General features: G+C 57.6%; 6 protein-coding genes and 1 other RNA gene. 2 read left to right on the plus strand and 5 right to left on the minus strand.

All coding sequences use genetic code 11. From position 1 onward, the window contains the following. The first annotated feature begins 21 nt into the window (after positions 1 to 21). Positions 22 to 1,158, plus strand: a complete 1,137-nt coding sequence (locus IEX74_RS12805; RefSeq protein WP_229755264.1) for a multinuclear nonheme iron-dependent oxidase — start codon at positions 22 to 24, stop codon at positions 1,156 to 1,158. Positions 1,159 to 1,303: 145 nt separating this feature from the next. Here IEX74_RS12805 and IEX74_RS12810 read toward each other — a convergent pair whose 3' ends face one another. The 3 genes from IEX74_RS12810 to rnpB form a co-directional block, all read right to left on the minus strand. Next, the gene (locus tag IEX74_RS12810) at positions 1,304 to 2,914 is read right to left on the minus strand and encodes a glycoside hydrolase family 30 protein (RefSeq protein WP_229755265.1); all 1,611 of its coding nucleotides are present in this window, start codon (positions 2,912 to 2,914) and stop codon (positions 1,304 to 1,306) included. A gap of 321 nt (positions 2,915 to 3,235) precedes the next feature. Further along, on the minus strand, positions 3,236 to 4,669 hold the full coding sequence (locus IEX74_RS12815; protein WP_188814382.1) for a carbohydrate-binding protein: 1,434 nt from the start codon (positions 4,667 to 4,669) through the stop codon (positions 3,236 to 3,238). 452 nt (positions 4,670 to 5,121) lie between these two features. Beyond that, an RNA gene (gene rnpB, locus IEX74_RS12820) (RNase P RNA component class A) lies at positions 5,122 to 5,584 on the minus strand. Positions 5,585 to 5,839: 255 nt separating this feature from the next. Here rnpB and IEX74_RS12825 point away from each other — a divergent pair. Then, positions 5,840 to 7,960: a glycoside hydrolase family 3 protein gene (locus tag IEX74_RS12825; RefSeq protein ID WP_188814383.1), complete on the plus strand. Its 2,121-nt coding sequence runs from the start codon at positions 5,840 to 5,842 to the stop codon at positions 7,958 to 7,960. 640 nt (positions 7,961 to 8,600) lie between these two features. Here IEX74_RS12825 and IEX74_RS12830 read toward each other — a convergent pair. Together IEX74_RS12830 and IEX74_RS12835 are read right to left on the minus strand one after the other, a co-directional pair. Continuing rightward, on the minus strand, positions 8,601 to 10,469 hold the full coding sequence (locus tag IEX74_RS12830; protein ID WP_188814384.1) for a M1 family metallopeptidase: 1,869 nt from the start codon (positions 10,467 to 10,469) through the stop codon (positions 8,601 to 8,603). A gap of 257 nt (positions 10,470 to 10,726) precedes the next feature. After that, positions 10,727 to 13,609: a T9SS type B sorting domain-containing protein gene (locus IEX74_RS12835; protein WP_188814385.1), complete on the minus strand. Its 2,883-nt coding sequence runs from the start codon at positions 13,607 to 13,609 to the stop codon at positions 10,727 to 10,729. Positions 13,610 to 13,670: the final 61 nt, after the last annotated feature.

Below are 13,670 nucleotides of genomic sequence, written 5' to 3' on the forward strand. Positions count from 1 at the left end.
CTAGGTTCTACTGCTCAACCTATGATGGAAGAAGCGCCTATTCCGTTTGCCGCTATTGCCTGCAACCTCGACTTCGATATTCTAGCGGCCGCTTTTCCTTTGCTGGAAGCTGGGCAGGTTGAGGCGTTGGAATGGTCGTTTGATACGCTTTTCCGGGCCGGGCAGGTGCCCGATTGGTTTTCCGAGCTGCTGAGCGCCTATAGCCAGCAAGGTCGGCTGATCGGGCACGGCGTGTTCTTTTCCCTGCTCTCGGGTAAGTGGACGCCCCAGCAACAGCAGTGGCTACAGCACCTGCAACAGCTATCGGCGCAATTCCGCTTCGATCATATCACCGAGCATTTCGGCTTTTTCACGGGCGAGAATTTTCACTACGGGGCTCCGCTGCCCATTCCGTACACCCAGGCCAGCTTGCGCATAGGGCAAGACCGGCTCAGTCGGATCTACGAAGCCTGCCAGTGCCCGGTGGGGCTGGAAAACCTAGCTTTTGCCTACACACCCGACGAAGTGAAACGGCATGGCGAGTTCCTGAACAAGCTGCTGGAGCCGGTAAACGGGTTCGTGATTCTGGATCTGCACAACCTCTACTGCCAGCTCCACAACTTTGCGGTTTCCTACGAAGAGCTGATCGAGTTATACCCGTTGGAGCGGGTGCGGGAAATTCATATTTCGGGCGGCAGTTGGGAAGAATCGGAGCAGGCACCGCAGGGCAAAGTGCGCCGCGACACGCACGACGAGGCCGTGCCGGAAGCCGTTTTTGAGCTGCTGGCACGCACGCTACCTAGGTGCCCTAATCTGAAATACGTGGTGCTCGAACAGCTCGGCAATGGCTTGAAAACCGAGAGCAGTCGCACCCAGTTTCGCCACGACTTCCTACGAATGGAAGCGCTGGTACAAAAGCATCGAGCCAGTTTGTTGGGCCACCCCGAGCATCTCTTCCGGCCCCCACAGCCTTTGCAGCTCGGCGAAGTGATAGAAGACCAAAGCCTGCACGAGCAGCAGCGGCAGCTTTCGCGCATTTTAGAAACGGCTGCTTCGGTCGAGGAGGCGCAGCGGCGGCTCCATGCTTCCGTCCTCGTCGGCACCGACTGGCAAATGGAACAGTGGGAGCCGCACATGCTGGAAACGGCCATCCATCTCGCTCAGAAGTGGAAACAGTAGCCCATCATCGTCACCCTGCCGACGTATTGTGCGACGATACTAGAAGTGGGGCGAAGCTAGGCTGTGTCTCGCAAACTTAGAAGACGCCATGCTTCAACTGGCGTAGCATGTGTCTTCTGATTCGAAATGAATTCTTAAGCACTTTCTACTGCACCACCAGCGTCATAATAGAATGGGGCTGGCTGGTGGCTTTGGCGGCCTGGCCTTTGATCCAGAGCTGGAAGGGCTGCTCCTGGGTCGTGCTGTTCATCACGACCACGGCCACTTTGCCATCGGGGTTGAGGAAAGCGGTGGTTTGCAGCACGTCGCGGCTGGCGGTGGAGGCAATGCGCTTGGCACCCGGCCGGATGAACTTGGAAAAGTGGCCGATGTAATAGTAGCTGTTGGTATACAGTAGCTTACCGTTCTTCGTATCGCCGATGATGGGGGCGAAGCAGAAGTTGCCGACGTGATTAGGGCCGCCGGTTTCGTCGAGCAGGATGTTCCAGTCGGTCCAGCCCACGGTGCCGGCGTTGAAGTCGTTGATCATCGAGTTGCCGTACCGCTCACCCAGGCGCCAGTCGCTTACCTGCTCCAGCTTGAAGTTCTCGATGCAGCCTTCCGTGAAGATCAGGTTTTTGGTGGGGTAAGTTTCGTGCACGCGGCGCAGGTTCTCGAACTGCATGGCGCTGCCGGTCCAGGTTTCGTACCAGTGATAGCCCAGGCCCCAGAAGTATTTGCTGGCCTCCGGGTCGTCGAACAACGTGCTGGCGCGCTGGTACAGCAGGTCGCGGTTGTGGTCCCAGCCGATGAGCTTTTTGCCGCTCATGCCCGCTTTATGGAGCGTCGGACCTAGGTAGCCTTTCACGAAGTCGCGCTCTTCTTCGGCCGTAAACAGACACGACTCCCAGGTCTGCTTCGCCATCGGCTCGTTCTGCACCGACAAGCCCCAGACCGGAATGCCCTGCTGCTCATAGGCTTTGATGAACCTGATGTAGTAATCGGCCCAGCTCTGTCGGAACTCCGGCTTGAGCTTGCCGCCTTGTAGCATCGAGTTGTTATCCTTCATCCAGGCCGGCGGGCTCCACGGACTCACGTACATCGTCAGCTTGCCGCCCGCCGCCGCCATAGCTTGCTTGATGAAGGGAATGCGATACTGCTCGTCGGGCCTGACGCTGAAGGTTTTAAGCTCCTTGTCGTTGTCGGCTACGTAGGTGTAGCTGCCGCTGGAAAAGTCGGTGCTGTTGATGCTGGTACGACCCAGCGTGTAGCCGATGCCGGCGCTGGGGCTATAGTAGGCCTGCAAAAACTCCTGCTGCCGGGCTTTCGGCAGCTTGAAGAAGGTTTCGGCGGCGGCATCCGTGAGGGCACCCCCAATACCTAGCATCGTCTGGAAAGTATGAGCCGGGTCGACGAAAACGGTGGGCTCCGTTTCCAGGGGTTGTCCTGCCGCCTGAAACGTCAGCTTGGCGCCAGTGGCCAGGCGCTGATCGGTGCCTTGCGCGGTAGTGTAGACCTGGGCCGTTTTGCCCACGGCCGAATACGGCTTGAGCGTAGCAGTTGATGTGGCAGCTTTCTGGGCCAGGGTGGCGGTGCCCGACAGGAAGGCAAGCAGAACGGCAAGCAGAACGGCAAGCAGGGGTTTTTGCATGTGGAATAATAAAAACGAGTGCAGCAGCTTCGCAGAAGCAAAAGCTAGGTTGTGAGCGGGAGCAGCAGAATTGCCTGGAAAACCTAGGGTGAAGTACAGCGGTAGTGCCAGCCTTAGCGTGCCCATTTAGGCCCAGGAAAAACGCGTAAAAACAGCCGAAAACAGGCTGGTTGTGACGAATATATCCGGCCGCCGCGCGTAAATGCAAGCCGGCAAAACCTGTTTAAAGGCCAGAAAACCGTTGTGCAAACTATGCCAATACACTTAGGCCACACGCAGCGCAGGGCCTGGCAGACGCTGGTGCCTAGAAGCCGGCCGGCCGGAAGTAGGCGCGGAACACGGATAAAAAACAATCAAAAAAGTAGCCCAAACAGCTTTTTTCGCCACCAGCCAAAGCCAAACAGGCTGCCTTGCGCGGGCAGCCTGTTTGGTTTAGCGGAAACCTAGCTATTTTATAAAGCGGCGCGTGAGCTGCTGCTCTTTCGTTTGGATGAGCAGCACGTACATGCCAGAAGGCAAAGCCGCCACATCAGCGGTGCCATTTTCCAGGGAGCCGCTGCCAACGATGCGCCCTTGTGCGTCCAGAATCTGGTACTGGCTGTCCGCCAAAGCTAGGTCGGGAGAGGCGACGTGCAGCTGGTCGGTTACCGGATTCGGGTAGAGCTGAAGCTGAGCGTTATCAGTCTTTGAAGTGCTGCTGGCCAGCACCGCACGGGCGCCACTCGGCGAGGTGATGCGGATCCAGTTGAGGTTCCAGCCGCCCGTTTGGGCAAACACGCCGAAGTTGTAGGTGCCGGCATTGACGTAAACCGTGCGCGAAACGGTGGTCCAATTCTGCCAGCCGCCCGTGGCCGGCACGGCCGTGTTGCCGAGCTGAATAGAGCCCGAATTCAGGTCCGACGACAGCGTGCCGCCGCTGGGGCTGGCCACGCGGTATTCCAGCGTGTAGTTGCCCGACACCGGGAAGTTGATGTTGCTGTACGCCATCCAGTCGCCCTGGTCGATGTAGCCCACGTTTTGCCCGCCGCCGGTGTCGGAGGTGGCTTCCGGCTGCACCCCGTTCATGGCGCTATAGCCCTCAGCCTGAATAAGATTCGCCGTCGAAGTAGGGGGTGGCGTGGTGCCGGTTTTCTGGTAAACGCGCACATAATCAACGTACATGGTAGCGGGCAGCTTGCTTTCGTCGACCGTCTGCCCCGGCCAGTTGCCCGCCACGGCCAGGTTCAGCAGCAGAAAGAAAGGCCGCTGAAACTCCTCGGTGCTGCCGGTGCCGTTCGTGATGTTGATTTCGTGGTACTTCACCCCATCCACAAACCAGCGAATGTAGGTGGGCTCCCACTCAATGCCGTACACGTGGTAGTCCTGGGGCGTCGTCACGAGGTTGCCGCCGTATTCGGCGTGGCCGTTGCTGTCCCAATGGACGGTGCCGTACACTTTGTTTTCGGCGTTGATGTGCTCCATCACGTCGATTTCGCCGCAGGCCGGCCAGCTGACGGTGTTGATGTTGCTGCCCAGCATCCAGAACGCCGGCCACAAGCCCTGCCCCAGCGGCAACTTCATGCGCGCTTCGATCTTGCCGAACTTGAATTCCTTCAGGCCCTGCGTTTTCATGCGCGACGAGGTGTAGGGCATGCCGCCGACGGTTTCCTTGCGGGCCGTAATCTGAAGGATGCCGTCCACGACGCTGGCATTGGCGCGCTGGTAATACTGCTTTTCGTTGTTGCCCCAGCCTCCGCCGCCGGTTTCGAATACCCAGCTGGAGCTGATGCCCGTATTGAACTCATCGGCCCAGACCTGCTGGTAGGTTTGGGCCAGGGCGGAAGAGGAGCCGAGCAGGCACAAGGCGGCCGCTCCCAGCAGGGAAGTAACTGTACGTTTCATAAGTGAGTGGGATTTGGTGGAAAGAAGAGCCGCAAGCAGAATACCTAGCTCTGGGAGCCAGGTGGGCAAATAGGCGGCGGGAGATTCGGCGGCGCCGGAAAGGCGTCCGAATGAGGTCCGTAGAGGAGGGCAGGTAGTCAAATATACCCGTGCCGATAACCCGGATGCAAGCCTTGGATAAACCGGTATAAGGCCATTTGAAGCCCAGGTTCAACGATTTATACGCTTACGGCACACGCTATTTCGAGCATTTTGAGAAACAAAGGCTAGGTTCAACTACTAACCTCCGCTTCGCAGCCACCTAAAGAACAAGTGCAATATTGTCCAATTGACAAAGTTTTGTACAAAGCTATACCGGGGCAAAATGACCCACTAACGGATAGATTGCCGTTCTGCGTAGCACGCGTAAACCAAAAGCGTCCGGGCAACCTAGGTTGCCCGGACGCTTTGAAGAGGGTGACGAGTCTGTAAGCCGGGTTCTGTCCGCAACCTAGGTTGCGTCTCCACCATTTATCTAGGCCAGTCCTCGCGGAAAGGCTCCATCAACCTACCCACGGACGCCGGACGAGCCGCCCGGTGCAGACCCGAAAGTCTGCGTGCCCGCTTATTTGGTCTTTCAACCCCTGAGGTTTACCCAGCCGGCGTAGTCACCTAGCCGCTGGTGCGCTCTTACCGCACCTTTTCACCCTTACCGAGTGGGGAAATGGTGAGAGTGTGAAATGGTGAGTAGCACTGAATGACAAACTCACTATCTCGCTCCTCGCCATTTCACCACCTCGGCGGTAATTTTCTGTGGCACTGGCTGTCTGCGCCTTGCGGCGCATCCTTCCCGTTAGGAAGCAGGGTGCTCTGTGTTGCCCGGACTTTCCTCGCCGCCAGGTTTGAAGCCGGCGCCGCGGTGGAGCGACTCATCACGGGGCAAAGGTAGTGGTTAATATTGGTTGCTGGTTGCTCTGGATTGCCTGTTCATTTACTTCATTGGTCGAAGCGACCCTTCTAAGTCGGGAACCTGCGCTAAAGAGCAAAAACATGATTCCCTAAATAGAGCTTCCTGCGTTGAAGCCAAAACCATAGAAACCAGCTTGAAAATACTACCTTGATAAACCTAGGTAGAACGCAAAAAATGCGGCACGAAGGTGCCGTAGCAACGCACAAACTCAAGAGCTGGTTATGCGAGATACTATCAACAACCCGGTTGTTTTTCTGTCGTCAGCAAGCCGCGCCGGGACGCTGAAGAAATACCGAACATTCTTCTGGGCCGGGCTTTCAGCGCTGGGTTTGCTCGGGCTCATCCGGCCGGTTCAGGGGCAGACGAAAACCGCCGCCCAGCAGCCCAACCTAGGTAGCCGGTCAGCCAAGATCATTCAGGTAGGCAGCCTGAAGTTCAAGGACTTAAACAAAAACGGCAAGCTCGACCCGTACGAAGACTGGCGCCTATCGGCAGAAGCGCGGAGCAAGGATTTGCTGGCGCGCATGTCGACGGAGCAGAAGGTGGGCTTTATGCTGATCAGCACCACGCGGCTGCAAAATGACTGGGCCTTTGAAGCGCCCAAAAACAAGGAGCCGATTACCAGTGGCTTCAACGAAGATGATCTGGTGGCTACCACGAATATATTCACGCGCAAGCCGCTGCCGGTGCCCTTGATGAACGCCGCCGGCACCACCAAAGCCGTGACCCAGTACCACTTACGTCATTTCATCCTGCGGGCCAGCACGAGTCCACGCATCATGGCGGAGTGGGCCAATAAGCTCCAGGCGCTGTGCGAGCAGCAGCCGCTGGGCATTCCGGCCATCGTGGCGTCCAACCCGCGCAACCACGTCACGACGACGGCCGCCATCGGCACCAGCGTGGGACAAACGGCCTTCTCGACCTGGCCCGGCGAGCTAGGTTTGTCGGCCATGCGCGACCTGAAGCTGACCCGCGAGTTTGCCGACATTGCCCGGCAGGAGTGGGCCGCCACCGGCCTGCGCAAAGGCTACATGTACATGGCCGACCTCGCCACCGAACCGCGTTGGCAGCGCGTAGACGGCACCTTTGGCGAAAATGCCGAGTGGGCCGCCCAGATGATAAGCCAGGTAATCCTGGGTTTTCAGGGCCCAAAGCTAGGTCCCGCTTCCGTGGCCATGACCACCAAGCACTTCCCCGGTGGCGGCGCCGGCAAAGATGGCCAGGATCCGCACTTTGAATGGGGCAAGACAGAAGTATTTCCCGGCAACATGCTGGCTAATAACCTCATTCCGTTCAAAGCGGCCATCAAAGCGGGTACTTCCGCCATCATGCCCTACTACTCGATGCCAGTGGGTACCAAGTACGAAGAGGTAGCCTACGCCTATAACCGGGGCGTTATTCACGATTTGCTGCGCACCGAGCTAGGTTTCAACGGCATTATCAACTCCGATACCGGCCCGATTGAGATGATGCCGTGGGGCGCCGAAAGCTGGTCGATAACCCAGCGCTACCACCGCGCCCTGCAAGCGGGCGTCAACCTGTTTGCCGGCACCGCCGACCCAACGGAGCTCCTGAAAACCGTGCAGACCAATCCCACCGACATGGCCCTGATCGACGACTCGATCCGGAGGCTCCTGCTGGAAAAGTTTACCCTAGGTTTGTTCGAAAACCCCTACGTGGACGAAGACGCCGCCGAGAAAATCGTGAACAACCCGCAGTTCGTGGCCCGCGCCAATGTGGCCCTGCGCAAGTCGGTGGTGCTCCTGCGCAATGACGCTAAGTCGTTGCCGCTGAAGGCAAAAACCAAGGTGTACTTTGAGTCTTACCAGAAGAGATATGGCACGCCCGACGCCGGCCCCGGCGAAGTGTACGCCGCTAAAGACCAGTCGTCGGACCTGGAGTTTGTGAAAACGCCGGAGGAAGCCGACGTTATTCTGCTGTGGCTGAAACCGAGTGGCAAGCCCTTGTTTAACTCCGATGGCTCGCCGCTGTATCTGTCGCTATCCAGGAATGCCGTGGATATCAGCTACATCAATGCCCTGACGGCGAAGAAGCCCACCATCCTGGTCGTGAACTACACCAGTCCATGGGTGATAAACGAAATCTACAACAACGATACGAAAAGCCGTTTTCAAGGCGTGCTAGCTACCTTCGGCACCACGCCGGAAGCGCTGCTCGATGTGGTCAGCGGCAAGTTCAACCCCACCGGCAAAATGCCTTTCACCACGCCCGTTTCGGAGGAAGCCGCTAAAAATCAGAAGGAAGACGTGCCAGGGTATCAGGAAGGAGCGGGGTATCCGCTGTTCAAGTACGATGAAGGGCTGAACTATTCGGTGAAGTAGGCTAGCCTAAGTAGCAAGTGCAACCTAGGTCGTTTAGCCCCAGGGGCAACACTAATCGTTGAACCGTTGGTGTCGCTCCGCTGGGGCTTGCTACGAATGATATAGTTAATCTACAGTTTCGCCCGAACACCAGTAACAGCTAGGTTCAAATTAGAGACTTAGCATATAGGAAGCTTGCTATAACTGCCGCACAGATGATAGTAATAAGCAAGTGTATTCAATGATAAACTTGCAGCCCGAACATAGCTGGTACACTCATCGATTCAGACGCAAGAAAGAAGTAAGCGCATATGAACGGAAAAGTTAGACTTACTGCCAGAGACAGAGAATAAGCTAGCATTATGTAGCGTGGCCGTTTTTTATAATTGTTGGATTCGATGAGTGAACTAGCTAAAAATGCCGGGAGAATAACTGAGAAGAGCATGTACACAAAGGGAGCCCCAAATACATAGATGGTGCCTGAGGCTCGCCACATAAAAAGTGGCCATATTATTCCTAGCAAGGCTAGAAGAACACCAATAAGGACAATTGGTAGATTGACTTGCGCGGATTTGCTGATGAGTGTAAAAATTGCTAAGCACCAGGAAAGTAGACTTAGTATGAATACAATTAGCAATACTAAGCCCATTCTATAAACCGTCTATTTTCCCTCCCAAACATTGTCCTTCGGATAGCTATCCGGTACGTAGGTGCTACCTAGCGTCACCTTCTTCACCAACTTATCCGCCGGGAAAGTCATATTCACAGACTTTTCGCCTTTCTCCCAAACCTCAATGGTGCGGTGAATTTTCTGGGTCGAGTTATCCGCGAAGGTCACTGTGAGGTCCACCGGCACGGGCTTGGTGCCTTTCGATTCTACCACGACGGCGTAGCTGTTGCCCTGCTTCGTGACACTGGCAATACCTAGGTCGGGGTAGCCTAGGTCGAAGAACCAGCGCTGCCAGAACCAGTTGAGGTTGCGGCCGGCTCCGGCGTTCATGCTGTTGAAGAAGTCGAAGGGCATGGGGTGCTTGCCGTTCCAGTTGCGGATGTAGGTGTGCAGGGCTTTGGTGAACAGCTCGTCGCCTAGTAAGTCCTTCACGTAGAGGTACCCTAGGCCCGGCTTAGGATAGGAGTTGAGGAAGAACGGCGTGCCGTTTTGCTGCGTGGTGAGGGTGGTGATGGGTAGGTCGGCTTCGGTGTTGGCGGCGCGGGCGTAGGGCGTAATGCCGTACTCATCCGTGTACTTGGGTTCGATAAGCGGGGAGATGATCCACTCGCCGATGGTGGCCCAGCCCTCGTCCATCCAGCCGTACTTGGTTTCGTTGATGCCCATGTAGAACGGGAACATCGTGTGGAAAATCTCGTGGTCGGTGAGGGTGATGACGTCCTCGCGCTTGTCGAGCGGGTTGTCGTTCACCATCATCGGGTATTCCATCTGGTCGAGGCCATCAAACACCGTTTCGTGCGAATAAGGAAAGGGCCACTTCGGGAAGGTGTAGCTCATGGCCTCCACCGTGCGGCGGGCAAACGCCGTAACCTCCTGAAAATCTTTGTGCTTCGGGTTGTACACCGCATCCACGCGGGTGCGGCGCTTGGTGGCAGGGTCGACCACGAGGCTGCTGGCCTGCCACACGTAGTGGTCGGCGGTGGCGAATACGAAGTCCGTTACGTTTTGGGCTTCGAAGTGCCAGGCATTCTGCGGCTTATCGGCCGTCACGTCGCGCCGACCTAGGTCGGCGGCGTCGATGATGGTGGTGATGCCGTCCTGCTGGCTGGCATCCTGGAGGCGCTTGGCGTATTTTTTATTGAGCACCTGATCGGCGTTGGTCAGGTCGCCGGTAGCCCACACCACGAAGTTCTTGGGCACCGTAATGTCGGCTTTGAAGTTGCAGAAGTCGTTGTAGAACTCCGCCGAGCCGGTGTACGGAATGCGGTTCCAACCGTCGATATCGTCGTAGACGGCGATGCGCGGGAAGAAGTACGCCACGAAATCGGCGCCGGGCTCAATCTCGCCGGTGCGCATGTGCGAGCCTTGATTGAGCGTATAGCTGTAGGTGATAGATACTTGCGTCTTCTGCTTCGGCGTAATCGGTTTCACCACCGGCACCGACATATTCGTAGCGTCGATGCGCAACTTGCTCACATCCAGCGCCTGCCCGTTGATGCTGAGCTGCTGAATCTGGACGCCATCCGTTTCATCTTCCGGCTTGATAGAGCCAGCGCGCGGGGCGCCTTTCTGGTAATAATTGGGGTAAAGCTTAAAGAAGATTTGTCGGAGCGTGTCCGGGCTATTGTTCTGATAATCAATATTTACCGAACCTAGGATGCGCCGGGAGCCAGGATCGAAGTTGACCTTGATGGCGTAGTCGGCTGTGTTCTGCCAGTAGCTGGGGCCGGGCTGACCGTTCGGCGTGCGCGTGCCTTTGACGTACGTCGCCTCCAGGTTGCGCGGAATGGGGAGAGGCTGTTGAGCCAGCGCGGCTGTGCTGCCAACAAGTAGGATAGCGAGAAGGAAGTTGCGAAGCATAGTTCGCGAAGGTAGCAAGGATTATACCCACCCCAATCCGCACCCTTTCTTGTGACGCGCCCAATCGAAACCTAGGTTGCAGGTCACCCGGAGCCTAGCTTTATTCCTGCTTCAGCGTAAGCAGCCAGTAAGCAAAAAGGCCGTCATGCACAAAGCGCTGTGCATGACGGCCTATGGTGATATAAAAAGATTACAGGTCAGTAATCAGGTGGCAGCGATACGCACCGACCTAGCTTGCGGAGTGTGCAGGAGCCGTATTAGTAGACAATGGTCACGTGGCCTTTGAACTGCCGCTGATTGGAGTAGTCGATCAGGTAGTAATAAACCCCCGCTGGCAGTCCGCTGCCGTCCCACTGAAAGTTCCGACTTGGGGAGCTGTACACCTGCCTACCCCAGCGGTTGAAGACTTTGATAATAAGAAAGCGCTGCGAGCAGTAGTCTGGTGGCAGCGTCGGCAACTCAAAGACATCGTTCAGACCATCGTGGTTGGGCGTGAAGATGTTGGCCGGCAGGAACACCGTCGGTTCCGGGTTGGCTACCGTAAAGCGCACCGTGCGCTGTTGAGGCTGCGGGTTGCAGGTCGTTTCCTGCACGGCAAACACGACGTCGTAGCTGGTCTGCACCGCGTCGCGGCAGTTCACCTCCCAGCGGAACGTGCCCACCGCTCGTCCGGCTTCCTGGCGCGCCTCGAAGCGCATACCCACCGCGGCCAGGTCGAAGCCGACACCGCGCGCTGTCAGCGTGAGCAGATCCGCGTTGGCGTCCAAGCCCGTCACGGTAGCTTCGAGCGTGCTGCCCGGCGTTTGCTGCAATGCGGCCGGCGCCGCGGTAAACAACGAGGAAGTAAGGGTAGGAGGCGTATTTAGGTCGTCAATTTGAATGGGGATGACCACGGTGGCTGCGCCAGGTGTGCCGCACGGTATATCCGTGGCCGTAAACTCGAATTCGTAGCGCGACGTAGTCGCCGTAGGGCAGGGCACGCGCCAGGTGAAGCGGCCCTGCTGCTGGGTACCCGCGGTATTCTGGGTGAGTTGAGCACCCACCGTAGAAGCCACGAAGCCACGGCCAGCCATTGTCAGGCGTATCGGGTCCCGGTTGGGGTCCGTGGCCGACAGGTCGAAGGTGAGCAGCTGGCCCGACTGCACATGCAGGGGCAGCGTAGCGCCGACCGTGGTCGTTAGCACCGGTGCATCATTACTGAGATCAACGCGGATAGGGATCAACAGGCTAGCTTTCTGCGTGCTGCAAGCGGTGGAGGAAGCCGTAAACTCGAACTCGTAAAGCAGCTTGCTGGCTGGTAGGCACGGAACCACCCAGCGGAAGGTGCCCTTGTAATCCGATCCAATGTTTTGGCGACTAACCTGTGCCCCTAACGTTTGGGGTGAAAAGCCGCGGCCCTGTAAAGTAAGCGTCACGGCATCCTGATCGGCGTCCGTGCCCAGCAGGTCAAACGTCACGACCTGGCCAGGGCGCACGACGAGCGGCAGCGTGGCACTGGTCGTACTCGTCAGGACGGGTGGCGCATTCCGGTCGTCAATTTCCACGGGTACCACCAAGCGCGTGGCTTGCGCAACGCCACAAGGTGTGGCTGCGGCCTGAAACTCAAATTCATAGAGCCGTTTATCGGTGGTAGGGCAAGGCACACGCCAGCTAAACTGTCCACGTGTCTGTTGGTTTACCTGCGTTTGCGTCAGCTTGGCGCCAACGGTTGCCGCCTCGAAACCTAGGCCTTTCAGGGTTAGGGTCAAGGCATCCTGATCGGGATCCTGCCCCACCACGTCGAAGGTGAGTAGCTGCCCAGGCCGCACGCGCAGCGGCGTGGGAGCGGTGGTGCTCAGCGTAGGCGGTGAATTAGGAGCAGGCGCAGCCGTGAAGGCCAGCTGGATGGTGTCGCGGCGGGGCAGGCTACAGCCATTGTCGGCCACAATCACGTCCAGCAGGTAGGTCTTGCCTTTGGTATCCAGGCAGCTAGGGAAGCACAGCTGCGAGGTGAGCGTGTCGGGGCTGCCGGGCGCGCGTACGGTTCCTTGTGGCCGGGTGAACGTGGGCAGGGTACCCGTGAAGTTGACGGGGTGCAGCGACAAGGTGAGCTGGGAGGCCGGGTCCGGGTCGGTAAAGCGCAGGCGCAGGCAGTGATCTGAGTCGGGCTTGATGTCCCACACTGGCTGGCTGGCCGGGTAGTCGCTGGCTTGACCGGGTAAGCGCAGGCTGAGAGCTGGCGTCTGGTTGGGGGCACAGCTGAGTACTTTCAACTGAAAGTCGCGCCGCACCTCGCCAAGCTTAACGCCCTTGCGGTATTCGGAACACTTGATGGCAAACACAAACAAGCCGAGTTGCGACGGGCGCACGGTCAGGCGGCCGCTGCGGCCGTCGATGTTCAGCGCCGGGGAGCCCGGAATCTGATGGGTAAGATCAAAGCCGGGCAGCCACTTGACCAAGGAGTAGGGTGCCGGAGCCGGTGCTGGCGAGTTATTGCCAGGTGAGGCATTGCCGTTCAGGGGTTCCGCCATTTCATAGACCAGCGAGTCACCGTCGGCATCCGAGCCGCCGAAGTCATAGTAAAACAGCTCGCCACGGCAGGCATAGTCACTTAGAGGCGGGAAGATCTGGGGGGTGGAGTTGATCAGCGGCTGGCCGTTGCGTACTACGGGCGGAAATTCCAAGTAGAAGGTTTGGCCAGCATCTTCGGGCTTGTCAATGTTACTGATCGTGCGGTTGCGGCAGCAGCGCTCCACGGCCGCATAGTAGCCCGTTGGGTTGTTGTAGATCTGAGCTGTTAAGTCGATCATGCTGCGATACACCAGGTGGCGAGTACGCAGTGAAGGTGATTCACAAACCGGGTTGGTGTAGGCTACAAACGTGTTGGAAGCCAGCGAAAGCACCAACGAGTTCATGGGGCGGTTGGTACCTTTCTCGAAAATACTCACGCGCAAACTCGAATCAAGAGCATCCGGGCTGCCGTTGACATCGTCAAAGTACAAGTTCAACGTCAGCTGGTAGATGCTGCCGGTGCGATGCTGCAAGTCCAACTCGCCGCCCACAATATGCGTGGCGCTAGCGGAGCGGGCCAGCAGCAACAGGCTCAGAATGCACCCGAAAAGTAGCTGGTTGACACGTGTGTCAAGTAAACGTTTAAACATAAAGTACAACGTCTCACTCCGCGTGCCGGACCTAGGTTGCTACATCAGGAGCAGCTGGTTT

Origin of the sequence: Hymenobacter cavernae, from assembly GCF_014641455.1 — a bacterium.
GTDB classification, from domain to species: domain Bacteria; phylum Bacteroidota; class Bacteroidia; order Cytophagales; family Hymenobacteraceae; genus Hymenobacter; species Hymenobacter cavernae.

Excerpts from the sequence above, each read along its gene's own strand:
- IEX74_RS12830 (WP_188814384.1), bottom strand. The coding sequence starts at position 10,469 with ATGCTTCGCAACTTCCTTCTCGCTATCCTACTTGTTGGCAGCACAGCC.
- IEX74_RS12805 (WP_229755264.1), top strand. The coding sequence starts at position 22 with ATGATGGAAGAAGCGCCTATTCCGTTTGCCGCTATTGCCTGCAACCTC.
- IEX74_RS12835 (WP_188814385.1), bottom strand. The coding sequence starts at position 13,609 with ATGTTTAAACGTTTACTTGACACACGTGTCAACCAGCTACTTTTCGGG.
- IEX74_RS12815 (WP_188814382.1), bottom strand. The coding sequence starts at position 4,669 with ATGAAACGTACAGTTACTTCCCTGCTGGGAGCGGCCGCCTTGTGCCTG.
- IEX74_RS12810 (WP_229755265.1), bottom strand. The coding sequence starts at position 2,914 with ATGGGCACGCTAAGGCTGGCACTACCGCTGTACTTCACCCTAGGTTTT.
- IEX74_RS12825 (WP_188814383.1), top strand. The coding sequence starts at position 5,840 with ATGCGAGATACTATCAACAACCCGGTTGTTTTTCTGTCGTCAGCAAGC.